Here is a 25,667-nt window from a genome sequence, read left to right as displayed (position 1 = left end):
ACCGGCGCGTTCGAGGGCGTCCGCCGCCGCGGGCCGACGCGGTCGCGGGCGGGTCGCCGTCGGCGCTCCCGGACACGGTCGGCGCGGGCGCACGCCACGCCGGTGACCGGCTGACGCGGTCCCGTAGCAGACCGTAGGCTCCCGGCGATGCCGCTCGCCGCAGGAGGCGCCCGTGGAGTCCGTCGCCCGCCAACGTCCCCCGTCCGACGGTGGCGCCGCCGAGCGGCCGCCGGACGACGCGTCCGTGCTGCTGCCCGAACTGGAGGACGCCTCCTGGATGCACCACGCCCGGGAGTTCGCGCACACGAGCTTCTGGGCGGTGGCGCGCCGACTGCCCCGACTGGTCCGCGAGGCGGTGGCGCTGGCCTGGGCCACCAACCGGCGGGACACGGCCACGTCGATCGGGCTGAACGTGCTCGCCGGGGTGCTCACCACCTTCGGCCTGCTCGCGACCACCGGCGTGCTGCGCGAACTCTTCGCGGCCGGGCCGACCCCCGACCGGGTCCGGGCCGCGCTGCCCGCGCTCGTGGTGGCCGCCGCCGCCGTCTCCGCCCGGGGCGGGCTGATGATCGCGGCCGGGTGGGCGCAGGCCCGCCTCACCCCGCAGATCAACTACGCGGTGGAGTTGCGGCTGTTCGAGACGACGACCGCCGTCGACCTGGCGGCCTTCGACGACGCCGGTTTCGCCGAGGAGATGGACCGCGCCCGTGAGCGGGGCATGACCGAGGCCGCCTTCATCGTCGACCACACCGTGAACCTGGTGACCGGCCTCGTCGGCCTGCTCGCGACCGCGGCCGCGGTGGCGATCATCCAGCCCGTCCTGCTGCCGTGCCTGCTGCTGGCCGCCGTGCCGGAGGCGGTCACCGCGGTCCGCATCGCCCGACGCCGGTACCTCGCCATGCTCGCCCGGATCAACCGGCGCCGTCGCATGTGGATGCTCGCCCGGCTCATGGCCAACCGGCAGACCGCCGCCGAGGTGCGCGCGTACCAGATGCGGGAGTTCCTGCTCGGCGAGTACCGCGCGATGATGGCCGTCGAGACCCGCGCGGAGCTGCGGCTGGTCCGGTCCCAGACGAGCACGCGGGTGGTCGGCGCGAGCGTCGCCGGGCTGGCCACCTTCGGCGTGTACGCCGTCCTCGGCGCGCTGCTGCTCGGCGGTCTGGTGGCGCTGGCCGCCGCGGCCACCGCCCTGCTCGCCCTCCAGTCGGCCCGCACCAGTCTGGGGGTGGCCGTCCTCGCCACCAACTCGCTCTACGAGGACGCCCTCTACTACCAGGACTACCGCGACTTCCTGGAACGCGCCCGCGCCCGGGTGTCCACCGGCGGCGCCGGCGCCGTGGAGGGCTTCGACACCATCGAGCTGGACGGGGTGAGCCTGCGCTACGCCGACACCGACCGCCCGGCGGTCGACGAGGTGAGTCTCACGGTCCGCCGCGGCGAGGTGGTGGCCCTGGTCGGGGAGAACGGCTCGGGCAAGACGACCCTCGCCAAGCTCGTGGCCGGGCTGTACCGGCCCAGCGGCGGCGTCATCCGGTGGGACGGCGTGGACACCGCCGAGCTGGATCCCCGGGCCCTCGCCGCCCATGTCGCCGTGATGAGCCAGGACTGGTGGAAGTTCCCGTTCACGGCCGCGCAGAACATCCGCATCGGCCGGTACGACCGGGACTCCGCCGCGGCGGGGCCCAGCGTGCAGGACGCGGCCCGCTCCGCCGCGGCCCACGAGATGATCCTCGGGCTGCCCCACGGCTACGAGACCCTGCTCGACCGCGAGTTCAAGAACGGGCAGGACCTGTCCGGCGGGCAGTGGCAGCGGCTCGTGGCCGCCCGTGGCCTCTACCGGGACGCGGCCCTGCTGATCTGCGACGAGCCGTCCGCCGCGCTCGACGCGCGGGCCGAGCACGCCCTGTTCCAGCACCTGCGGCGCCGGCCCGACCGGGCCGTCGTGCTGATCACGCACCGCCTCGCGAACGTCCGCCACGCCGACCGGATCTTCGTCATGGACCAGGGGAGGCTCGTCCAGCAGGGCACCCACGACGAGCTGATGGCCGCCGGGGGCCTCTACCGGGAGCTGTTCGACCTCCAGGCGGCCGGGTACCTCGACCGGGCCGAGGCCGAGGGGGACACCGCGACGACCCGGTGACGGGCGCCCGGTTCGCGGCGCGCCCGCTCGGTGCCCGAGGTCATGATCGTGCTCGATGTCGGATGTGGTGGTCTCCGACGCAGCGGGATGCCACCACATCCACGTTCGAGCGTGACCGTGCGCGTTCCGGCCGTGCCCGGCGGGCCCCGTGGCGCGTCAGCGGGCCGCGGCCAGGAAGTCGGCCAGCACGCGGGTGTGCGTGTCGAAGGCCAGCTCGACCGGTTCGGTCAGCACCAGCCACTCCGTCGCCTCGTCGGTGGGCGCCGAGGGCGGCAGGTCCTCCGCCGGCCGCTCCGGCAGCACGCCGAAGACCATCATCGTGCCGCCCGCGGGCGCGCTGTGCACCGCGAAGAGGCTCGCGTCCTCGGCCGCCGCGAGCAGGCCCGTCTCCTCCCGCAGCTCCCGGACCAGCGCCTGGTTCCACTCCTCGCCGTACTCGATGAAGCCGCCGGGCAGGGCGAGGAGTCCGCGCGCCGGCTCGATGTCGCGCCGTACGACCACCACGCCGATCCCGGCGGCGGTGCGCACCGGCAACACCGCGACGGCGACCGGCAGGGGGTTGCGCCAGACGGTCTGCCCGCAGATCGGGCAGACGCGCGGCCAGCCGGCCGCCGCCGGGTAGGCGGCTCCGCAGAACGAGCAATGGGAGTACGGCGCTCCGGTCATGCCGCAGCACGTTACCCGCGCCCGAGCGGGTGCGCGTTCCGCCCGGCAGCGCGTGCCCGGGCCGGAGCATGCGGGGGCGGCACGCGCGCGGGGCGGCACGCATGCGCGGGCTGCTCGCGTGCGGGGGCAGCACGCGTGCGCGGCTGGCACGCGTGCGCGGGTGACGGCCCGGCGGGATCGCGTCCGGGCGGGCGTGCACTCCGCCGGCCCCGGGGCGGTTCAGGCCGGTGCGCCGGTGTAGAACTGCGTGCACCGCTCGGCGGCGGCGCGTGCCGCGTCCGGGTCGGTGCCGGCCGCGATGCTCGCCTCGCCCCAGCGCTCGCTGGCCAGCGCCATGAACCGCCGTCCCTCCTCGGAGGCCATCCAGGCCTCGGCGTCCTCCGGGCGGATGCCGGCGCCGTCGGAGGCGAAGTGCGAGGCGAGGCCGAGCAGGGCGCCGTCCCAGCCGACGCCGACGGCGCCCGGGCCGAACTGCGCCCACATGTCGTCGTCGACGTGCGCGACGTGCTCCAGCTCGAAGCGGGTCCGGTCGCCGTCGACCGCGGAGAGGCGGACCTCGATCCAACTCACCATGCCGCCCATCTCCCAGGTGGCGGAGAAGCTGTGCGGTGGGTCGCAGCTCTCGACGGTGCCGCCGGCGTTGCCCTCCAGCTGGTAGCGGCCACCCAGCTTCAGCTCGCCGCTGATCGGCAGGAACCAGCGGGGGATCCGCTCGGCGCTCGTGCAGGCGTCCCAGACGTCCTCGATCGGGGCGTCGTACGTCTGGCTGATGGTGCTCACGCGGGCCTCGCCGGCCTCCAGCGTGCGGGTGCCGACCTGGCGCCGGACGGCGTTGATCTGGGCGGTGACGTCGATCATGGCTCTCTCCTGTCGTCGGGGACGTCGGCGGGCTGCTCGCCGGGCCGGTCGTCGTGGGGGTCGGCGGCCTGCGCGCGCAGCCGCCGTTCGCGCTTGCCGCGGGCGAGTTCGGTGGCCAGCGCCGCGAGTGGTGGTGTCCAGAACCGGCGGAAGGTGTCGAGCCACCGGTCCACGTCGCGCAGCGGCCGCGGGTCGACGGCGTAGAGCCGCCGGGTGCCCTCCGGCCGGACGGTCGCGAAACCGTTGTCCCGCAGCACCTTCAGGTGCTGGGACACGGCGGGCTGCGAGATCCCGAACTCGCGTTGGATCACCGCGCCGATCGCGCCGGCGGTCGTCTCGCCCTCGGCGAGCAGTTCGAGGATCCGGCGCCGGACCGGATCACCCAGGACGTCGAAGGCGTGCACCCGCCAGTTATATCAGGGTGAGCTTAATTAAGCGAACTCTGAAACGCCGAGGAGCTTGTCGAGGCGGATCGGCATGTTCGTCGTGCCCCGGGGCGTCGAGCACCGCCCGTCGTCGGTCGCGGGCGCCTCGATCCTGATGTTCGAGCCCACCGGCACGTCGTCGGTCGGTGACCGGCACGACGAGATCCCGGACCACGTCGACGCCACCACCGGCCACCCCCTGTCCTGACCCCCTCCTGTCGATCATGAGGTTGGCGGGGACGATTGTCCGGGTCGTCCCCGCCAACCTCATGATCGACGCGGGCGGCGGCGGCGCTCGGCGATCACCGCCGCGAGCCGGCCGGGAGGGGTGGGCGGCGCGAGCGGGTCAGCGTCGCCACTTCTGGTTGGGGCCGCCCGTGCAGTCCCAGATCTGCAGCCGCGTGCCGTCGGCGGAACTCACCCCGGTCGCGTCGAGGCACTTGTTGGCCTGCGGATTGACGATGTCGCCGGCAGCCGTGAAGACCCACCGTTGGGCGCCGCTGCCGTTGCAGTCCCAGAGCTGGACCGGGGTGCCGTTGGCGGTGCCGCCGCCGGACACGTCGAGGCACTTGCCCAGCGCCCGCACCGAGCCGTCACCGGCCCAGGTCCAGCGCTGCGCGGCGGTGCCGTTGCACGTCCAGAGCTGTACGGGGGTGCCGTTGGCGGTGTTCGCGCCGGCCACGTCCACGCACTTGCCGCCGTAGCCGACGATCGGGGCGCCGCTGCCGCCCCCGCCGGTGTCCCACGCCTGCACCCGGACGTAGTCGACCACCATCGTCTGCGGGAAGACCGTGCTGCCGTCGGGGGAGCCGGGCCAGTTGCCGCCCACGGCCACATTCATGATCATGAAGAACGGGTGGTCGAAGACCCACCGGTTGCCCCGCAGGTCGGCCGGGGTCTTGCGGGAGTACTGCACGCCGTCCAGGTACCAGGTGACCGAGTCCGGCGCCCAGTCGACGGCGTACGTGTGGAAGGCGTCGGCGAGCGCCTGCCCGCCGGGCAGCGACGTCTGCCCGGTGACCGCGTTGCCGCCGGAGTACCCCGGCCCGTGCAGCGTGCCGTGCACGGTGGACGGCTCCCGCCCGACGTTCTCCATGATGTCGATCTCGCCCCGGTCGGGCCAGGTGTTGCTGCTGGTGCCGAGCATCCAGAACGCCGGCCAGAGCCCCTGGCCGCGGGGGATCTTGATGCGGGCCTCGAACCGGCCGTACGCCTGGGCGAACGTGCCGGCGGTCAGCAGGCGGGCCGAGGTGTACTGGCAGCTGCCGTACCAGCAGGTGTAGTTGGCCGGGTTCTCGCGCCGGGCGGTGATGACCAGGTTGCCGTTGCCGTCCAGTGCCGCGTTGCGGGTGCTGTTCGTGTAGTACTGGAGCTCGTTGTTGCCCCAGCCGCCGCCGCCGATGTCGTAGCGCCACTTCGCGGGGTCCGGTGGGGAGCCGGCGGGGCCGTTGAAGTCGTCGACCCAGGTCACCGCGCCGGGCGCCGCGGCGGCGGGGGTCTCGGTGGTCGCGGTGAGCGCGACGCTGAGCCCCACGCCGGCGAGCGCGAGCGCGGCGATGGCACGGATTCTGCGCACGGGAAACCTCCCTGCGGTCTCGGGGGTCCGGTCCTCGCTCCGCCCGACGAACCGGTGCCGGACGGGCAACTGTGAGAAACCGGAGAATAGATTGAAAACAATCTATTGAGAGTGGTCGGCGGTGTCAAGAGAGCGCTCTCCGGCCTCGTGGCGCCGTGCGCGGGCGCGGACCCGCCGGCCGTACGCCCGCCCGGCGCGACCCGGCCGTACGCCCGCCCGGCGCGACCCGGCCGGGCCCCGGCCGGCGGTCAGGACCGTCGGCCGGGGGCGAGCCACCGCAGCGGCCCGGCGCGCAGGCCCTCGCTCGTGAGCGCGTGATAGACGATCATGACGATGATGAGGACCAGCCCGAGCACGGGGTGGACGAACCAGCCGAGCAGCCCGCTCAGCCCGTAGAGGATCAGGCCGGTGACGGGGCGAGGGCGCTGGTCGCGGATGTGCTCGGGGTCGACGTCGGTGGCCCGCAGCGCCGGGTGACGGTGCAGGTAGGTGAAGAACGCGAGCCAGGGCGCGGACATGAGGGCGGCGGCCAGCGCGTACAACGCCACCGCGGCCCTGCGGTCGGCCGTGTCCCCGTCGGTGAAGGCGGAGGCCAGCACCGCGGTCGGGAACGGGATGATGACGGCGCCGAAGAGGATGGCGAGGTTGATCCAGCTCAGCGCCAGCGTGGTCCCGCGGATCAGGCGCAGCAGCGCGTGGTGGTTCAACCAGATCACGCCGATGTACACGAAGGACATCACGAACGCCAGGTACGCCGGCCCCTCGTGGCTCAGCCCGGCCAGCAGGCCGCCCTCGTGGTACTCGGGGACCCGCAACTCGATGACCAGCAGGGGGTGATGACGATGGCGAACACGCCGTCGCTGAACGCCTTCATGCGGTCGGTCTCCGACATCCGGCTCCCGTCGTCCGGCTCTGCGAGCCCCTCGTCTGTCGCGGCCATTGCCGCAGGCTAACCGTCCACCGCCCGACGGTGGGGACCCTTCGCCCGGACCCGCCGTGAGCGGACCGGGCCGCGAGACCCGGCCGCGGGCGGACCGGGCGCGTGCGGACCGGCCGCGTGCGGACCGGCCGCGAGACCCGGCCGCGTGCGGACCGGGCCGCGGACACGCCCGGTTCGGGCCCCGGGTGCCGCCCGGCGCGGCACCCGGGGATCCCGGGCCCCGTCGGCCCGCTCAGGCCACCGGCGCGGCGGCGCCGGCCGCGCCGGCCAGCCGCTGGTGGGCGCGGATCAGCTCGGCGTAGCGGTGCCCGCTCGCCTTCATCGTCCGCCGCTGGGTGGCGTAGTCCACGTGCACCAGGCCGAAGCGCTTGTCGTAGCCGTAGGCCCACTCGAAGTTGTCCAGCAGCGACCAGACGAAGTACCCGGCCAGCGGGACACCCCGGGCCACCGCCGCGGCGCAGGCGGCCAGGTGCTCCTCCAGGTGGTCGGTGCGCTCCTTGTCCTCGACCGTGCCGTCGGGCGTGACCGCGTCCGGCCACGCCGAGCCGCTCTCGGTCACGATGATCCTCCCGGGCCGGTACTCCTCGCTGACCGCGACGAGCAACCGTTCCAGCCCGGGCGGATACACCTCCCAGCCCATGGCCGTCTCGACGGCGCCGGGCACCGGCACCTGCCGGGCGTACGGCGGCGGCCCGGCCGGGTCGTCCACCACCACCTGCCGGAAGTAGTAGTTCACGCCGAGGAAGTCGGTCGGCGTGGCGATGACGGCGAGGTCGTCGCCGCGTACCGGCGGCTCGACGCCGTACGTGGCGACCATGTCGGCGGGGTAGCCGCGTCCGTGCACCGGGTCCAGCCACCAGCGGTTCACGTGCCCGTCCATCCGGCGGGCCGCCGCGACGTCCTCGGGCCGGTCGCTGGCGGGCTCGATCGGGCTGAGGTTGAGCACCAGCCCGATCGACGCCGGCCGCGCGGCGTTGGCGCGCACGGCCCGGGTGGCGAGGCCGTGCCCGAGCAGCGTGTGGTGCGAGGTGCGCACCGCCCGGCCGAGGTCCCGCTCGCCGGGGGCCATCGTGCCCTCCAGGTGCCCGATCCACGAGACGCAGAGCGGTTCGTTGACCGTGCACCAGTCGGTCACCCGGTCGCCGAGCCGGGCGGCGACGACCGCCGCGTAGTCGGCGAACGCCTCGGCGGTGGCGCGTTCCGGCCAGCCGCCCCGGTCCTGCAGGGCCTGCGGCAGGTCCCAGTGGTAGAGCGTCACGAACGGGCGGATCCCGTCGGCGAGCAGCCGGTCGACCAGCCGGTCGTAGAAGTCCAGCCCGGCGGCGTTGACCTGCCCGACGCCCTCGGGCAGCACCCGCGGCCAGGCCACCGAGAACCGGTACGCGTCGACCCCGAGCCGGCGCAGCAGCGCCACGTCCTCCGGCCAGCGGTGGTAGTGGTCGCAGGCGACCGCGCCGGTGTCGCCGTTGTCGACGGCGCCGGGGGTCGCCGAGAAGGTGTCCCAGATGGACGGGGCGCGGCCGTCGACGTCGACGGCGCCCTCGATCTGGTACGCCGCGGTGGCGACACCCCAGAGGAAGTCGGGCGGCAGCTTGGACAGGTCCGGCACGGGTCGGTTCTCCTCTGCGGTGGATCGAATCACTTGACGGCGCCGGCGGTGAGGCCGGCGACGAAGTAGCGTTGCAGCGCCAGGAAGCCGGCGACGACGGGCACGCTCACCACCAGCGAGGCGGCCATCACCTGGTTCCAGTAGACGTTGAACTGGGTCGAGTAGCCCTGGAGGCCGACGGCCAGGGTGCGGCTGCCCTCGTCGGTCATCACGGAGGCGAACAGCACCTCGCCCCAGGCGGTCATGAACGCGTACACGGTCACCGCGACCACGCCCGGCACGGCGGCCGGCAGGATCACCTGGAACAGGGTGCGCAGCGGGCCGGCGCCGTCGACCTGGGCCGCCTCGTCGAGGCCGCGCGGGATCGAGTCGAAGTAGCCGACCAGCATCCAGATCGAGAACGGCAGCGAGAACGTCAGGTACGTGATGACCAGGCCCAGGCGGCTCGCGTACAGCTCGATGCCGGTGGTGTTGCCGAGGTTGACGTAGATGAGGAACAGCGGCAGCAGGAAGAGGATGCCGGGGAACATCTGCGTCGACAGGACGGTCACCGAGAAGACGCCTCGGCCGCGGAAGCGGTAGCGGCTCACGGCGAACGCCGCGAAGATGGCCACGGCCACCGAGCAGACCGCGGCGATGCTCGACACCACGAGGCTGTTGACCAGGTACCGGGCCAGCGGCACGGTGCTCCACATGTCGACGAACGGTTGCAGCGTCGGCCGGCTCGGCCACCACGTGAAGCCGTTCTGCACGTCCTGCAACGGCTTCGCGGCCGAGGTGACCATCACGTAGAGCGGGATGACGACGAAGAGGGCGAGCAGGGTCAGCACGATCCGCCGGCCCCAGCGCTCGCCGGCGGTCTCACGCATGGTCCCTCCGGCGGTTGGTGATCAGCAGGTAGCCGGCCGAGACGACCAGCAGGAACAGCAGCAGGGCCACGGACATCGCCGAACCGGACCCGAAGTCCCAGGTCTTGAACGAGCTGCGGTAGATGTGGATGGAGATGAGGTCGGCCTGCTCGGGCGCGGAGCCGCCGAAGAGGACGTACGGCGTGTTGAAGTCGTTGAACGTCCACAGGAACAGCACCAGCAGCAGGACGAGGTTGACCGGTCGCAGCAGGGGCAGGGTGACCGAGCGCAGCCGCCGCCAGAAGCCCGCGCCGTCGATCGCGGACGCCTCGTACAGCTCGTCGGGGACGTTCTGGAGGCCGGCCATCAGGCACAGGAACGCGAACGGCCAGTTGCGCCAGACGGAGACGACCAGCAGCGACCAGAAGCTGTTGCCGCCGATCAGCCAGAACGGCCTGTCGTCGAGCAGCCCGAGCTGGTCGACCAGGACGTGGTTGACCAGGCCGGTGTCCCGCTGGAGCAGGAAGCTCCAGGTGATGACCGCGGTGTAGACCGGCAGGGCGTACGGGGTGAGGAAGAGCGCCCGCAGGACCGCCCGCCCCCGGAACGGGCGTTGCAGGACGACGGCGCCGGCCATGCCGAGCAGCCAGGCCAGCCCCACCGACAGCAGCGTGTAGGCGAGGGTGACCCAGAACGAGTGCAGCAGCTCGCGCCCCGCCGCGGTGTGGATGTCGAGCGTCGCCCGGTAGTTGTCCAGCCCGATGAAGGGGGCGGTGGACCAGTCCCGGATGTGGAACTGGGTCAGCTCCAGCAGGCTCATCCAGGCGCCGACGGCCATCGGGACGACGTGGACGGCCAGCTCCAGCACGATGGCCGGGACGAGCAGAAGGTACGGCAGGAGTGGGCGCCGGGGACGGCGCCGCCGGGCGGGCTCCGGTGTCCCGGCCCGGGCGTCGCGCCGGTCGGGGCGGGCCGCGCCCGGCGCGGTGGTGCTGGTTGCCATCAGGGTCCTCTCGCCAGGTGGTGGCCGTGGCAGTGCCCTGCCACGGCCACCGGTGACGCCGGGGTCAGCGCATCTTCTGCTGCGCGTCGCTCAACTTCTTCTTCACCGACTCCTCGGTGACCGGGCGGCCGCTGGCCGCGTCGGCGAACAGTTCCTTGATGGCCGTGCCGACGAGGGTCTCGAACGTGCTCTCGTCGGGCACCTGCGGCAGCGGGGCCGCGGTGGTGGACAGCGTCTCCTGGAGCACCTTCTGCTCCGGCGCGCTGAACGCCGGGTCGGTGCCGGCGGTCTTCACGGCGGGCAGCGAGCCGTACGTCTTGTTGAGGATCGTCTGCTCCTCGTCGCTGGTCATGAACTTCACGAAGCTCAGCGCGCCGTCACGGTTCTTGGTGTGCTTGAAGATCGCCATGTTGATCCCGGCGACCATGCTGTTGACCTTCTTGCCGCCGGGCGGCGGGCTGGCCAGGAACGGCACCGGGGCCACGCCGTACGCGTCGGCGGCCATGTTCTGCGTCTTGAGGTTCGACCCGGCGGCCTGCCAGAGCAGCATGGCGGCCTTGCCGTTGGCGAAGTCGGAGACCGACTGGTTCTGCGCGTACTCGGCGTTGCTCGGGTTCGTGATCTTGTCGGTGGCCATGAAGTCGACGTAGCGCTTGACGGCCGCCACGTTCTGCGGCGTGTCGAAGGTCGGCTTGCCCGACGAGTCGAACCACTCGCCGCCGTACTGCTGGCTGAACGTGAACGCGTGGTGGGCGTTCTCCGACGGGTTCGCCCCCTCGATGGCGAGCCCCCACTTCCCGCCGGTGCTCAGCTTCCTGCCGTACTCGGCGAGCTGCTCCCAGGTGGTCGGCGGGGCGGTGATGCCGGCGTCGGCGAACGCCTTCTTGTTGTAGTAGAGCGCGTACGCGAGGCTGTAGAGCGGCACGGCGGCCGGCGGCTTGCCGGGGGCGCCGGCCGCGGCGAGCGCGGCGGGGACGAAGCGGTCCTTGCCGCCGACGGCCTGGAGCGTGGCGTCGTCGAACTCGACCAGCGCGCCGGTCGCCTGCAGCGACGCGGACCAGGTGTTGCCGATGTTGACCACGTCCGGGCCCTGCCCGGAGGTGGCCGCGGCGAGCAGCCGGTTGAGCAGGTCCGACCAGGGTACGACCTCCAGGTTGACCTTGATGCCGGTCTGCTTCTCGAACTTGTCGAGTTCGGGCTGGAGGATGGCCTTGTCGGCCTCCAGGCTGGCGCCCTGGTTGCTGGCCCAGTAGGTGAGGGTCTTGCCGGACCCGCCGGCGTCGTCGCCGGAGCCGCCGCAGGCGGTCAGCGAGGCCGCCGCCAGGACGGCGGCGGCGAGTATCCCGAGGTGTCGTCTCGTCGACACGATCAGCCCTTCCGGTGCAGTGGTGGGGGCCCGCCGGAGCCCGTCGTGACGCGTGGGGGGGACGGGCGGCCGGCCGGTGCGGACGGGTTCCCGGGCCGCGTCGATGTGTCGACGCTCACCGGGAGTTACATCACGGCTTAATTAATGCCGTCATTAAAGTGGTCTGCGAGTGGGTCGTCAAGCGTGGGGCACGTACAGTCGCCTCGGGCGACCGACGGGATCGAGGTGACGAGTGGAGCTGGTGCGAGCCACCAACCGCAGCGTCCGGCTGCGCAACCGGGCGGCCCTGCTCACGAAGCTCTTCCTCGACGGCCCGCTGACCCGGCAGGACCTCGTCCGCAGCACCGGGCTCAGCCAGCCGGCGGTCAGCAACGTGGTGAGCGACCTCATCGAGGAGGGCCTGGTGGCCGAGGCCGGCGCCGCCGAGTCCGACGGCGGCCGGCCCAGCATGATGCTCCGCATGGCGCCCCGCTTCGCCTTCGTCGTCGGGGTGGACGTCGGCGAGACCCGGGTCCGGGTCGAACTCTTCGACTTCGCCATGACGCTGCTGGCCAGCGTCGAGTACCCGCTGGACCCGGCCCGCACCGAGCCGGCCGAGGTGGCCGGCCACGTCCTCACGGGGATCGACGCGGTCACCGGCGAGGCCGGGGTCGCCCCCGCCGACGTGCTCGGCGTCGGCATCGGCGTCTCCGGGGTGGTCACCCAGGGGGAGCACGCCGTGGTCGACGCGCAGGCCCTCGGCTGGGACCGGGTGCCGCTGGAACAGCTCATCGCCACCGGCACCGACCTGCCGCTGCACATCGACAACGGCGCCAAGACCCTCGGCCAGGCCGAGATGTGGTTCGGCGCGGGCCGCGGCGCCCGGCACGCCGTCTTCGCCCTCGTCGGCTCGGGCGTCGGCGCGGCCGTCGTGACCGGCGGCGTCACCTACCGCGGCGCGTCCAGCAGCGCGGGGGAGTGGGGGCACACCACCCTGGTGTACGGGGGCCGGCCCTGCCGCTGCGGCGCCCGCGGCTGCCTGGAGGCGTACGTGGGCGCGGAGGCGATCATCGACCGGTACCGGGAGGCGCGGGGCGGGCGCCCGGTGCCGGGCGAGGACGAGGAGTCCCAGCTCACCGCCCTGCTGGACGCGGCGGCCACCACCGAGACGGCCCGCCGGGTGCTCGACGAGACGGCCGCGTACCTCGGCGCCGGGGTGGCCAACCTCATCAACCTGTTCAACCCGGAGCGGGTGGTGCTGGGCGGCTGGGCGGCGATGGCGCTCGGCGACCTGCTCCCGGCGATCCGCGACGCGGCCGGCCGGCAGGCGCTGCGCCAGCCGTACGAGCAGGCCTCGATCGAGCTGTGCCGGCTGGGCGTGGACGCCGTGGCGCTGGGCGCCGCCACCCTCCCGATCGCACGCTTCCTCGCCGACGGCGGCCTCCGCCGCTGACCGTCTCCCGGGCGGACCGAGTTGGTCACAGGGGACCTTCGGGATAAATAACAGCGTTATAGATCGATGTCTTGACGCCGTCGCAACCCCGCCGTAACACTCCTACGAGAGCGCTCTCGCGATCCGCGGCGCCGTCCCCGGCGGTTCCACTCCGGCGTCCGCGGTCCGGCTCGACCCTTCCCCCTTCCCGTCGCGCCCGGCGTCCGCAGCCCCCTACCGACAGGCAAAGTCATGACATCTCATGCTTTATCCGTACGCCGGACTCCCCACCGGCGGCGCCGCATGCTCCTCGGGCTCGCCGTGGCCCTCGTGGCGGCCCTCACCCCGGCGGTCGCCGCGCCCCCGGCGCAGGCCGCACCCACCCTGCTCTCGCAGGGCCGCCCGGCGACCGCGTCCTCCACCGAGAACGCCGCGACCCCGGCCTCCGCGGCCGTCGACGGCAACAGCGCCACCCGCTGGTCCAGCGCCTTCGGCGATCCCCAGTGGATCCAGGTCGACCTGGGCGCCCGGGCCACCATCACCCAGGTGACGCTGGCGTGGGAGGCCGCCTACGCCCGCTCCTTCCAGATCCAGACCTCCGACGACGGTGCCACCTGGACCACCGTCCACAGCACCGGCGCGGGCACCGGCGGCACCCAGACCATCGCCGTCACCGGGGCCGGCCGCTACGTGCGGATGTACGGCACCACGCGGGCCACGGCGTACGGCTACTCGCTGTGGGAGTTCCAGGTCTACGGGGAGACCGGCGGCACCACGCCGACCTGCGGCAGCGCCAACGCCGCCCAGGGGCGGCCGGCCACGGCGTCCTCCACCGAGAACGCGGGCCTGCCCGCCTCGGCGGCCGTCGACGGCGACAGCGGCACCCGCTGGGCCAGCGCCGCCGCCGACCCGCAGTGGCTCCGCGTCGACCTCGGCAGCACCCGGTCGATCTGCCGGGTCGTGCTCGCCTGGGAGGCCGCGTACGCCCGGGCCTTCCAGATCCAGACCTCGACCGACGGCAACGCCTGGACCACCGTCTACAGCACGACCACCGGCACCGGCGGCACCCAGAGCCTGACCGTGAACGGCAGCGGCCGCTACGTGCGGATGTACGGCACCGCGCGGGGCACCGGCTACGGATACTCGCTCTGGGAGTTCCAGGTCAACACCACCGACAGCGGCGGCGACCCGTCCATCCCGCCCACCGACCCGCGCAACCCGAACCTCGGGCCGAACACGTTCGTCTTCGACCCGGGCACGCCGACCGCGACCATCCAGAGCCGGCTGGACAGCCTCTTCGCCCAGCAGGAGGAGAACCAGTTCGGCCCGCAGCGGTACGCGGTGCTGTTCAAGCCCGGCACCTACACGGCCGACGTCAACCTCGGCTTCTTCACCCAGGTCGCCGGCCTCGGCATGAGCCCCGACGACGTGAACCTCAACGGGCACGTGCGGGTCGAGGCGTTCTGGATGAACGGCAACGCCACCCAGAACTTCTGGCGCGCCGCGGAGAACCTGTCGGTGACCCTGCCGGCCGGGGTGACCGTGGAGCGCTGGGCGGTCTCGCAGGCGGCGCCCTACCGCCGGATGCACCTGCGCGGCGGGCAGAACCAGATCCAGCTCTGGAACGGCGGCGACGGCTGGTCCAGCGGCGGGCTGATGGCCGACACCCGCATCGACGGCCTCGTCGTCTCCGGCTCCCAGCAGCAGTGGTACTCGCGCAACAGCGAGTTCGGCAACGGCTGGACCGGCTCGGTGTGGAACATGGTCTTCCAGGGCGTGGTCGGCGCGCCCCCGCCGCACTTCCCGAACCCGTCCCACACCGTCATCCCACAGACCCCCGTGGTGCGGGAGAAGCCGTTCCTCTACGTCGACGGCACCGGCGAGTACCGGGTCTTCGTGCCGGCCCTGCGCGCCAACTCCACCGGCACCACCTGGTACGGCAAGACCCCGGCCGGGTCGTCGATCTCCCTGTCGCAGTTCTACGTCGTCCAGCCCGGCACGAGCGCGGCCACCATCAACGCGGCGCTCGCCCAGGGACGGCACCTGCTGTTCACCCCCGGCGTGCACCACGTCACCGAGCCGATCCGGGTCGACCGTCCGGACACGGTGATCCTCGGCCTCGGCCTGGCCACCATCCAGGCCGACAACGGCACCGTGGCCATGCGCGTGGCCGACGTGGACGGCGTGAAGGTCGCCGGGATCATGTTCGAGGCCGGCACGACGAACTCGCCGGTCCTCATGGAGGTCGGCCCGCCCGGGTCGTCGGCGAACCACGCCGCGAACCCGACCTCGCTGCACGACGTGTTCTTCCGCATCGGCGGGCCGCACGTCGGCAAGGCCACCACCACGTTGACCGTGAACAGCGACAACGTCATCGGCGACCACATGTGGCTGTGGCGGGCCGACCACGCGGCGGCCGGCGTGCCGACCGGGTGGACGCTGAACACCGCCGACACCGGGCTCACCGTCAACGGCGACGACGTCACCATGTACGGCCTCTTCGTCGAGCACTACCAGCGGTACCAGACGGTCTGGAACGGCAACGGCGGGCGGACGTACTTCTACCAGAACGAGATGCCGTACGACCCGCCGAACCAGGCCGCCTGGATGAACGGCGCGACCCGGGGCTACGCCGCGTACAAGGTGGGCGACGGCGTGACCAGCCACCAGGGCTGGGGCATGGGCAGCTACTGCTACTTCAACGTCAACCCGGCCGTGGTCGCCGAGCGGGCCTTCGAGGTGCCCACCACCCCGAACGTGCGGTTCACCAACCTGGTGACCGTCTCCCTGGGCGGGGTCGGCACCATCAACCGGGTGATCAACAACACCGGCGGCACCGCGAACGCCGCCAACCAGCAGGTGTACCTCACCGCGTACCCGTAGGGGCGCGACCGCCCTCGACGGGCCCGGCCGGGATCCGCCCGGCCGGGCCCGCCCGCGCGTCCGGACGGCGCCGCCAACCGGGGGGCCACCTGCGCGGTGACCGTTCGGTCTGACGCTGTGTCACCAAGTCGACACACTCGTTGCGATCGATTTCCGCGATCGATGTGCTGTCCGCGACGCCGTCGGTGAACGGCCATCCCCTTCGGAACGAGGTGGCTCATGGTGGCCCTCCGGCGTACGACCGCCGCACTGCTCGCGGCCCTGCTCACGGTGACCTTCGCTCTGGTGTGGACGGCGCCGCCGGCCCACGCCGACGAGGCCTGGGAGACCGCCCTCAAGGGACTGATGAACCGCACGGCCACCTGGGCCGAGGGTGGCCTGTCCCGGATCGGGGCGCTCGCCCAGCCGCTTCCCCTGCTCGACGCCAGCCCCGGCGCGCTGGTCCAGGCCGACGAGCTGGCCCGCACCGCCGCCGACGCCCTCGCCGACGACCTGACACGCGACGTCGACCTCGGCGGAGGCACCCGGCTGACCAGCACCGTCACCGAGGAGGGCGGGGACCACCTGCTCGACGTCCTGCTCACCACGAAACGCCAGATCGCCGAGGAGGACCTCGCGGTCGCCGGGGTGACCGTGGCCGACGCCGTCGACGTCACCGGCTGGGCCACCCTGCACCTGCGGGCCCGGCACACCGCGGGCGGGGAGACCTACCTGGTGCGCGACGGCGACGCGCCGCGCATCGACATCGACGCCGTGGCCCGCTTCCGCGGCGACCTCGACGAGGCCACCGCCTCCGTCGGCATCCTCGGCGTCACCCTGACCGGCGGCAGCACCCTCGAGGCCTGGACCCACCTGAAGGTCACCCTCACCGACCCGAACGGCGACGGCCGCCTCGCCTTCGACACCCCGTCCGGCGCCGGCACCGGCGAGCTCGGGGCCGCCGGCTCCCTCGCCGGGCTGGCCCAGGTGGCGCTCGACAACTCCGGCGGCGGGCGGATCTCCGACACCGAGACCGAGCCCGGCCCCGGTTCGCTGCACGCCGTGGTGAAGCTCGGCGCCGCCACCTCCGGCGTGCCCGTCGCCCTGCCGCCGATCGCGGCGACCGTGACCGTCGACTGGAACGACATCTCCGTCGGCACCCCGACCGTCACCACCACCGGCCTGGACGAGACCATCGGCCGGTTCCGCAGCATGAGCCCGCTCGACCTGGCCACCGGGCTGGCCCAGCTCGCCACCCTCATCGGCGGCGTGCAGCAGAGCGGGCCGGCCGGCAACCTCGACCTGCCCTTCCTGCGCGGCACCGTCGCCGACGCGGTGAAGGTGAACGAGAAGATCGTCGCGTTCCTCCGCGAGCACGTGCACCCGCGCCCCGAGGACCCGCACTTCCAGCCCGGCGTCGACGACCCGGCCAAGGCGGGCCAGCCGAAGTTCGAGTCCATCCAGGAGCTGTTCACGCTGCTCGCCGCCGAGGGCCTGCCCGTCGACGGCGTCTCGTTCGCCGACGACAAGCTGGTGTTCCGGGTGAAGCTGGAGCACGAGGCCACGGCCGAGGTGCCGCTCGACCCCGGCGCACCCTCCGTCTCCGGCCGCGGGGCGACCTTCACGGCCAACGGCTTCCGCGTCGACGGCAACCGGTTCACCCCCGGCGGCCTCGTCGGCCAGCGCGTGGTCGCCGGCACGTCCGCGGGCACCGTGCAGAGCAACACGGCCGACACCGTCACGCTGGCGGAGAACTGGATCGGCGGGCAGCCGGCCGCCGACAGCGCGTGGGTGGTCAGCGGCTCCAGCCCGCACACCGGCGCCGTCGAACTCGGCAGCGCCTTCAGCAAGACCGTCGGCGGCAAGCAGGTCGGCCTGCGGGCCGCCAACGCCCAGGCCAGCTTCGCGACGGTCACGCCGCGCTACACGGCCGCCGTCACCCTGGTGCTCGACCTGCGCGACCTGGGCGACCCGGCCGCCAACGCCGACCGGATCCTGCTGCGCACCGATCCCGCCACCCCGCTCTTCGCCGCCGACTTCCCGATCAGCACGGCCGTCGACTTCCACGCCACCGCCGGGTTCCTCAAGGTCAAGCTGGGCGGCAACCTCGCCGTGGGGCCGGCCGCAGCCGGGCAGCGCATGATCGAGGTGCGGTTCAAGCAGGCGCGGGACATCAGCCTCGGTGACCTGTTCACCCAGCTCAAGGACGACCCCACGGGCCTGTTCGCGGCCAGCCACTCGGTGCGGACCACCGGCCGGGTCGAGGTGAGCGTGCCCGGCGCCACCGGGGCGCTGGGCGACGGCGTCGGGGTGGACGTGAGCTGGACCGCCGGCGGCCAGCCCAGCGTCGACACCTCGGAGCTGGACGGCCTCTTCGCGCTCGACTTCAACCCGGACGACCCCAAGGCCCTCTTCGCCCTGGTGGTGGAGGCGCTCCGGCTCGTCAACGCCGCGCTCGGCGCGCCCGCGGCCGGCACGGGCCCGCTGGACACCGAGATCCCGCTGCTCGGGCGCTCCGCCCGGGAACTGCTCGGCAGCGACGAGAGCGGCGTGGGCGCCGGCGTCTCGTACACCACCGACGGCAGCACGTTCCTGCTGAAGGACACCACCCGCGACGAGGGCAGCGGCTTCGCCCCGACGCTCGCCGACCGGGCCGTGGTGATCGGCAGCAAGGCGTACCGGGTGCTGGAGCGGGTCGACGGGCAGACCCTGCGGATCGACCCCGCCGGTACGCCCACCCCCGCCGACGGCACCGCGTACGCCCTCCGGCCGGAGCTGGCCGACGCGGTGGACCGGCTGCTGGCCGCGCCGCCGGACACCCTCCAGGACGCGCTCGACGTGCTCAACAAGGCCATCGGCGAGGGTAGCGGGATCGCGTTCACGCTCGACGAGCGGGCCGGCGGGCCGTACCTGCGGCTCGGGCTGGACTGGAAGCGCGGCTTCCAGACGGGCGGGCCGCTGACCTTCGGCTGGGACGGCGCCCGCGAGCTGGTGAGCCTGGACACCTCCGGCGCGTACACGGTCGACGTCGACGCGCGGGCGCAGCTCGGCCTGCTGCTGCCGCTGCGCGCCGACGGCGTGCCCCTGCTGGACCGGACGTCGTCGGCGAACGTGACGGTGAACGGCGCCGTCACCGACCTGGCGGTGGCCGCCCGGGTCGGCCCCCTCGCGCTCGACCTCGGCACGGAGGACGACCCCGGCACCGTACGCACCAACCTCAGCTTCGGCCTCGGCGGGCTCGCCGCGGACGGGCCGATCTCCGGTCTGCTCGGCGTCACCCCGAGCGTCACCACCGCCGGCACCGACTGCGGCGACGGCGTCGGTGGCGAGGACACGCCCGTCTGCGCCCGCGCGCCCGTCTCCGTGGAGGGCTGCGACCCGGGCGGCGCGGACAACCAGCTCTCCCTCGAACTCGGCCTGGACCTCGCGGCGCAGACCACGACGCCGGACCTGAGCGCCTGCTTCGAGAACCTGTCGCTGAAGCTCACCGACTTCAACGTCGGCATCGACGGCTACCTCGCCAAGGTCGAGGAGGCGTTGCGGCTGGCCAGCTTCGACGGCAAGCTCCCGCTGGTCGGCGACGACCTGCAACAGGGACAGCGGTTCATCGCCGACCTGCGCGCCGAGGTGAAGGCCGCCATCGGGCCGGTGCTGGCCGACGCGACCCTCGACCGGGCCGGCGTGCAGGCCGCCCTGGACGCGGCGTTGGCCGAGGTGGCGCCGGGGGCGACGAGCACGGTCACCTGCCGCGCCAACGCCGACACCTGCGGTCCCGAGGACTTCCAGTCGGTACGCATCACCCTCACCGCGAGCCGGGGCGCGCCGGACCCGCAGCAGGGCTGCACGGGCGACGGCTGCCTCGGCGTGGACGTGCCGCTGGACCTGGGCGTCCCCGGCCTGTCGCTGAAGGCGGAGAAGGGCGCCACCGACGGCATCAAGGCCCGGCTGGGCTGGAAGCTGCGACTGGACCTGGTGCTCGACCGGGACGAGGGCTTCCACGTCGCCACGCACTCCGGCGACGGGGCGCCGGAACTGGCCATCGGCGCGTCCTTCGACATGCCGTCCGACCTGGCGGCGCAGCTCGCGTTCATCCGGGTCAACGCGCAGAAGCAGGGCACCGACCCGCTGGTCAGCGCGTACTTCGCCATCGACCTCAAGGGTTCGCCGGGGGAGCAGAGCTGCTTCGGTGACCTCCCGGCGGGGCAGTGCGTGGCCGACCCGGACGCCAAGCTGACCCTGGCCGAGTTCGGCGACCTCGGTTCGCTCGTCGCCACCGACCTCACCGCCAAGGTGAAGATCGACTGGAAGCTCGCGGCGAAGGTCGACGCGGGCGGCGAGGCCGCCTCGGCGATGCCCGGCATCAGTGCCCGCTTCGGGCTGAGCTGGCAGCTCACCCACCAGCGCGGGGCGCTCACGGCGGCGGGGGACAACCCCGACCACGGGCTGCGGATCACGTTCACCGACATCGCGCTGGACGCGGGCGCGTTCTTCGACAAGATCCTCAAGCCGGTGGTCGAGCAGCTCAAGGCGGTCACCGGGCCGTTGCAGCCGGTCATCGACACGTTGTACGCGCCGATCCCCGTCCTCTCCGACCTGTCGAAGGCCACCGGCGGGCCGGACATCACCCTGGTCTGGCTGGCCAAACAGTTCAGCACCCTCAACGACGGGCCGGACCTGGAGTTCGTGGACACCATCCGCGCCGTCGTCACGTTCGTCAACCGGATCCCGGACTGCGACGCGGGCTGCTCCATCCCGCTGGGCCAGTTCCTGGTCAACCCGGAGAAGGCGTTGACCACGGAGGTCTCGCCGGCCTCGGCGGAGACCCTGATCGACCGGGCCGACGAGTTCACCCAGGCCAAGTCCCCCGACGAGGTCAAGGCGGCGGTCGACACAGCCGCCGGTGAGGACGGCGAGAAGATCTTCGCCAAGGGCGGCGACGGCAAGTCCACCGCCGACAAGATCGGCTTCACCTTCCCGGTCTTCGACAACCCGGGCTCGCTCTTCGGGCTGCTCATGGGCCAGGACGTCGAGCTGGTCGGCTTCGACTCCGGGCCGCTCACCCTCGGGTTCAGCTGGCGGCAGTCGTTCGGCCCGGTCTACGCGCCGCCGCCCGTCATGATCACCCTGGCCGGCAGCGCCTCGGTGACCGCCCGGTTCATCGCCGGCCTGGACACCGCCGGCATCCGGCACGCCATCGAAGCGGCCTCCGACGGCACCGCGGTCGACGCCGTGAAGCTGCTCGACGGTCTGTACTTCAAGACCGCCGACAGCAACGGCAACGCCGTCCCGGTGGTCACCCTGCGCGGCGAGATCGCCGCCGGCGCCCAGGTCAACGTCCTGTTCCTCAAGGCCGGGATCGAGGGCGGCATCCGGCTGACCGTCGGGTTCAGCTGGAACGACCCGAACAACGACGGCAAGTTCCGCACCAGCGAGTTCCTCCAGGCGCTGCTGGTCAACCCGATCTGCCTGTTCACCACGAGCGGCGCGCTGTCGGTGTTCCTCAAGGTCTACATCACCATCGACCTGGTCCTGTTCTCCAAGACGTTCGACTTCACCCTGGTCGACGCGACCCTGCTGGACTTCCGGGCACAACCGGACTGCTCACCGCCACCACCGGAACTCGGCGGCACCGTGGGCGACACGCTCGTGGTCTTCGCCGGCAAGTTCGGCACGAAGGACCAGCGCGGCCACGACGCGTGGGACAACGGCGGCGACACCTACGCCGGCGACGTCGTCAAGGTGTACGCGCTGCACTACGCCGACGCCGGCCAGGAGGGCGCCACCGACGACTTCGACGGCTTCGCGGTCGAGGCGCTCGGCCGCCGGCAGGAGTTCCTGGACCCGGGGCTGACCCGCGTGGTCGTCGACGGCCGCGGCTACCAGGTCGCCGACGCGGGCAAGACCGCCATGTCGGTGCTGCTGCTCGGCGACGGCGACACCAGCGGCGACGGCAGGAGGACGTCGGCGTTCGACCGGACGGCCGTCGTGCTCGGCTCGGACGGCCGGGACCAGATCCGCACCGGCACCGGCCCGGCCTACGTCGACGGGCGCGGCGGCGACGACGTCATCGTCACCGCCGAGGCGCCCGGCGTGGTCAGCCGCGTGGCCGGCGGCCCCGGCGCGGACACCGTGACCACCGGCGACGGCGACAACGTGGTGGCCGGCGACAGCGGGCTCGGCGGCGCCAACCGGCCGCCGACGGTCGTGCACACGTCGGTGGGCGACAAGACCCTCACCGGGCTGGTCGACTGGACGACGCTGACCGAGCCGACCGCCTCGACCGGCGGCGCGGCCGACCACGTCACCGTCGGGCACGGTGCGAACACCGTCTACGGCAACGGCGGCGACGACGTGCTCGGCGTACGCGCCGACGACCGGCCCAGCGGAAGCAACCTGCTGGTCGGCGGCCCGGGCGGGGACACCATCAACGGCGGCCGGGGTGACGACACCATCCACACGTTCGACACCACGGTGCCGGCCGGCGTGGACGAGAACGGCACCGGCGACGCCGGGCTCACCAACCAGGTGGACACCGGCAGCGGTCAGGACGTCGTGCACGGCAGCGCCGGCACCGACCTGGTCGTCTCCCACTCCGCCAACGGCCAGACCGGCCGGCTCTACGGCTACGGCGCCGACGACGTCCTCATCGGCGGGTACGGCACCGACGAGGTGTTCGGCGGCCCCGGCGACGACCACGTGATCGCCGAACCGTCCGAGGTCGGCCCGGCCGGCGACGACGACGGGTACGGCCGCTTCCGCGAGGTGGTGCACACGCCGTTGCCGACCGGGGTCCAGTCGCAGACCAAGCTGCTGGTCGGCGGCGCGGGCCGGGACCACGTGATCGGCGGCGACGGCGGCGCGGTCGTCTTCGGCGACCGGCACCTGCCCGACGAGACCTGCGGTGACGCCACCCTCGCCGACGGCCAGCCGGCCCCGTCCGACCAGGGCGACCGGGACCTCATCCTCGGCGGCGCCGGGGTGGACCGGGTCGCGGCCGGCGGCGGCGACGACCGCACCGACCTGGGCGGCGGGGACGACCTCGCCTGCGGCCAGCTCGGCAACGACACCCTGCACCTGGGCGCCGGCGCGGACCGGGCGTGGGGCGCGGACGGGGTGGACCAGCTGCACGGCGACGGCGACGACGACCTGCTCTTCGGCAACGCCGGCGACGACGGGCTCCACGGCGGCGACGGCGTGGACACCGTCGAGGGCAACGCGGGCGACGACCAGCTCTTCGGCGGGCCGGCCGGCGACGTCCTCTACGGCGGCGGACGGGTCGCCGGCGCGGGCGACGGGCAGGACCGGATCTACGGCGAGGACGGGCCGGACCGCATCGTCGGCGACAACGGCAGCGCCCGCGTCGGCGACGTCGGGCCGTACCCGCTGGACCTGGCCGGTGACGAGCCCGGTGCGGGCGCCGGTGACGTCATCTCCGGCGGCCCGGACGACGACGTGGCGTACGGCGGCCTCGGCGGCGACCGGGTCGACGGCGACGGCGGCCACGACCAGCTGGAGGGCAACAACGGCGCGGACGTGGTGCACGGCAACGCCGGGCGCGACGAGATCGTGGGCGGCTCCAGCCAGGAGGCGGCCGCGGGCACCGGCCGGCCGGACGCCGGGGACCAGCTGTACGGCGACGCCGACGAGGACCTGATCGCCGGCGACAACGCCCGCTTCGTCCCGGCGGACGCCGACGCGACCCGGGTCACCCAGGGCAGGGCCGGGCCACCCCGCAGGGTCACCCTGCTCGACCTCGGGTTCGACCCGGCCGCCGGCACCAGCGGCGGGGACCTAATCTCCGGCGGCGCGGCCGACGACGTGATCTTCGGCCAGGGCGACGCCGACCGGGTGCACGCCGGCGGCGGCGCGGACTTCGCCGAGGGCGGCCCGGGCTCCGACTGGGTCGAGGGCAACTACGGCGACGACGACCTCGTCGGCGGGTCGAGCACCGCGTACGACGGCTCCGGCGCGGCCACCACGGGCCAGCCGGACACCGCGGACGCCGTGTTCGGCGGCCCGGGCTCGGACGCGGTGATCGGCGACAACGGCGCCGTCCTGCGACCGCTGCCCGGCGAGACCCCGACCGCGGCGACCGTCCGCCTCGGCTCCGGCGGCGCGCCGTTCGGGCCGCGGATCGTGGTGCTGCTCGACCGGGCGGCGGCCGACACCGCCCGGCACGGTGGCGACCACCTCAGCGGCGGCGACGGCGTCGACACCCTCTGGGGCCAGGACGGCGACGACGCGCTGACCGGCGACGGCGGCGGCGACTACCTGGAGGGCAACGGCGGCGCCGACGTGCTGCGCGGTGACTCCGCGCTCGGCGCGGCCGGCCACGCCACGGTCACCCCGCTGCCGGACGCCGGCTGGCCGGGCTCCCCGTCGGCGGCCGAGGACCTGACCGGGCCGGGCGAGCCGGCCGGGCAGGACGACCTGATCGGCGGCAGCGCGGCGCCCGGCTTCCGGGACACCGGTGACGTCGTCGAGGGCAACGGCGCCGCGGACGTGCTGCTCGGCGACAACGGCTCGTTGCTGCGCACGGTCGTCACGACCGACGGGCAGCCGGCCGAGCGGGTGTACAGCGAGCGGTACCCGGCCGGCGCGGTGCCGGCGGACGCCACCCGCTCCCGCACCCACGACCCGGCGCTGCCCGGGCCGTCCACCCGGTTCTGCACCACGGCCCAGGCCACGTGCGAGCCGGCCGGGGCGTACGGGGCGGACCAGCTCTTCGGCGACGCCGGCGACGACGGGATCTGGGGCCAGGACGGCGACGACCTGATCCGGGGCGGTGCCGGCGACGACGACCTCTTCGGTGAGCTGGGCGCCGACACCCTGTACGGCGACGACGGCCGGGACGCGATCCTCGGCGATCGCGGCGGCGTGGTGAACCAGTACCTGAACGCCGACGACGTGGCGGCGCTCGGGTTCACGGTGACGCTGTCGTCCCCGCCGCAGGAGACGTACACCGGGTTCCGGGCCGGCGACTACGACCGGCGCGTGGACCTGCGGCACGACACCGACGGCGACGCCTGGATCGGTGGGTCCACGTCGGAGTCCATGCCGCACGACGGGCTCACGGCCGGTGGCGACGACCGGATCCGCGGCGGCGCGGGCGCGGACAACATCCACGCCGGCTTCGGTGACGACGTGGCCAACGGCGACAGCGGCGGCGACCAGCTCTTCGGGGCCGACGGTGCGGACGTGCTCTGGGGCGGCAGGGGCTGCGACCCGGTGCTGGACGCGACCGAGCCGCAGTGCCAGGTGAACGGGGCGTTCAGCGCCGCCGCCCGGGGTGACCACGACCAGTACGTGGACCACCTCTTCGGCGGCGCCGGCGCGACCGGCGGCCCGGCGGTGGACGCCGTCCTCGGCTCCGACCTGCTGGACTTCCGCCCGCGCGGCGCGTACCCGGACGACTGCGCGGCCGGTGCCTGGCCGGTGACCAACGGCGGCGTCACCGTCGACCCGTGCCTCTGGTTCGAGATGACCGGGCTGGACGACGGCGAGGTGGCCGACAACCAGCACCACCACGGCACCGATTGGATCTACGGCGGCTGGGACCGGGACGTGCTGCAGGGCGACGTGACGAAGAACGGGCCGAACAACGGTGACCGGCTCATCGACTGGAACGGCGCCTACAACCTCTTCACCCACTGCAACTCGGCCTACGGCGGCTTCAACGACGTCCGCCAGCACAGCCCGGCCATGCAGAACTTCCTGAGCCGGGTCGCCTGGGGCTCGGGCGCCGGGCGGGACGCGTCGGACGCCACGACCGCCGGCACGTCGGCGTTCGTGGAACTGGCCCTCGTGTACCCGAAGGACAACCGCGACCACGGCGCCGGCCCGGCGTACCCCGGCACGCCGGGGCACTTCGACCAGCCGTCCTGCACCGACTGACCGCACCGGCACGTCGCGGCCCGGACCCCCGCAGCGGGGGTCCGGGCCGCGCGGTGTTTGGCCGCGCGG

Annotated in this window: 14 protein-coding genes; 5 read left to right on the top strand and 9 right to left on the bottom strand. The window is 73.5% G+C overall.

From position 1 onward, the window contains the following. The first annotated feature begins 172 nt into the window (after window positions 1-172). Window positions 173-2,140 (top strand): ABC transporter ATP-binding protein, encoded by a 1,968-nt coding sequence (locus D7I43_RS00175; RefSeq protein WP_396844168.1) that lies wholly within the window; start codon window positions 173-175, stop codon window positions 2,138-2,140. 156 nt (window positions 2,141-2,296) lie between these two features. Here the strand turns inward: D7I43_RS00175 and D7I43_RS00170 are convergent, their stop codons facing one another. The 3 genes from D7I43_RS00170 to D7I43_RS00160 form a co-directional block, all read right to left on the bottom strand. Beyond that, window positions 2,297-2,806: an NUDIX domain-containing protein gene (locus tag D7I43_RS00170; protein WP_120326283.1), complete on the bottom strand. Its 510-nt coding sequence runs from the start codon at window positions 2,804-2,806 to the stop codon at window positions 2,297-2,299. A gap of 219 nt (window positions 2,807-3,025) precedes the next feature. Then, complete coding sequence (locus D7I43_RS00165) at window positions 3,026-3,664, bottom strand: SRPBCC family protein (protein ID WP_120326282.1); 639 nt, start codon at window positions 3,662-3,664, stop codon at window positions 3,026-3,028. Beyond that, a complete protein-coding gene (locus tag D7I43_RS00160) occupies window positions 3,661-4,068 on the bottom strand; it encodes an ArsR/SmtB family transcription factor (protein WP_120326281.1) in 408 nt (135 codons plus the stop codon). The genes D7I43_RS00165 and D7I43_RS00160 overlap by 4 nt, the downstream gene beginning before the upstream one ends. 73 nt (window positions 4,069-4,141) lie before the next feature. Between D7I43_RS00160 and D7I43_RS00155 the strand changes: the two genes are divergently transcribed. Next, a complete protein-coding gene (locus tag D7I43_RS00155) occupies window positions 4,142-4,297 on the top strand; it encodes a cupin domain-containing protein (protein WP_240032718.1) in 156 nt (51 codons plus the stop codon). A 138-nt stretch (window positions 4,298-4,435) separates the two neighbouring features. Here the strand turns inward: D7I43_RS00155 and D7I43_RS00150 are convergent, their stop codons facing one another. From D7I43_RS00150 to D7I43_RS00125, 6 genes are all read right to left on the bottom strand, one after another. Further along, window positions 4,436-5,665: a glycoside hydrolase family 16 protein gene (locus D7I43_RS00150; protein WP_120326280.1), complete on the bottom strand. Its 1,230-nt coding sequence runs from the start codon at window positions 5,663-5,665 to the stop codon at window positions 4,436-4,438. Between the two features lie 248 nt (window positions 5,666-5,913). Then, window positions 5,914-6,486, bottom strand: coding sequence for a TMEM175 family protein (locus tag D7I43_RS00145; protein WP_275670801.1), 573 nt, complete (start codon window positions 6,484-6,486; stop codon window positions 5,914-5,916). A gap of 351 nt (window positions 6,487-6,837) precedes the next feature. Continuing rightward, window positions 6,838-8,214: a GH1 family beta-glucosidase gene (locus tag D7I43_RS00140; protein ID WP_120326278.1), complete on the bottom strand. Its 1,377-nt coding sequence runs from the start codon at window positions 8,212-8,214 to the stop codon at window positions 6,838-6,840. A gap of 29 nt (window positions 8,215-8,243) precedes the next feature. Beyond that, complete coding sequence (locus D7I43_RS00135) at window positions 8,244-9,083, bottom strand: carbohydrate ABC transporter permease (protein WP_120326277.1); 840 nt, start codon at window positions 9,081-9,083, stop codon at window positions 8,244-8,246. After that, window positions 9,076-10,065: a carbohydrate ABC transporter permease gene (locus D7I43_RS00130; protein WP_120326276.1), complete on the bottom strand. Its 990-nt coding sequence runs from the start codon at window positions 10,063-10,065 to the stop codon at window positions 9,076-9,078. Before D7I43_RS00130 ends, D7I43_RS00135 begins: the two co-directional genes overlap by 8 nt. 64 nt (window positions 10,066-10,129) lie before the next feature. Continuing rightward, window positions 10,130-11,431 (bottom strand): ABC transporter substrate-binding protein, encoded by a 1,302-nt coding sequence (locus D7I43_RS00125; protein ID WP_120326275.1) that lies wholly within the window; start codon window positions 11,429-11,431, stop codon window positions 10,130-10,132. A gap of 232 nt (window positions 11,432-11,663) precedes the next feature. On the opposite strand from D7I43_RS00125, the gene D7I43_RS00120 reads away from it, so the two are divergent. The 3 genes from D7I43_RS00120 (at window position 11,664) to D7I43_RS00110 (ending at window position 25,598) form a co-directional block, all read left to right on the top strand. Then, entirely contained in the window at window positions 11,664-12,863 is a 1,200-nt protein-coding gene (locus tag D7I43_RS00120; protein WP_120326274.1) for an ROK family transcriptional regulator, read from the top strand. Between the two features lie 282 nt (window positions 12,864-13,145). Beyond that, complete coding sequence (locus D7I43_RS00115) at window positions 13,146-15,725, top strand: discoidin domain-containing protein (RefSeq protein ID WP_240032717.1); 2,580 nt, start codon at window positions 13,146-13,148, stop codon at window positions 15,723-15,725. A gap of 219 nt (window positions 15,726-15,944) precedes the next feature. Beyond that, window positions 15,945-25,598: a calcium-binding protein gene (locus D7I43_RS00110; protein ID WP_120326272.1), complete on the top strand. Its 9,654-nt coding sequence runs from the start codon at window positions 15,945-15,947 to the stop codon at window positions 25,596-25,598. The last annotated feature ends 69 nt before the right edge of the window (window positions 25,599-25,667 follow it).

The organism is Micromonospora globbae (assembly GCF_003610785.1).
In the GTDB taxonomy this organism is placed as follows: Bacteria; Actinomycetota; Actinomycetes; order Mycobacteriales; family Micromonosporaceae; genus Micromonospora; species Micromonospora globbae.
The sequence above is the reverse complement of the archived record's forward strand: the minus strand, read 5'-3'. Positions and strand labels throughout refer to the sequence as shown.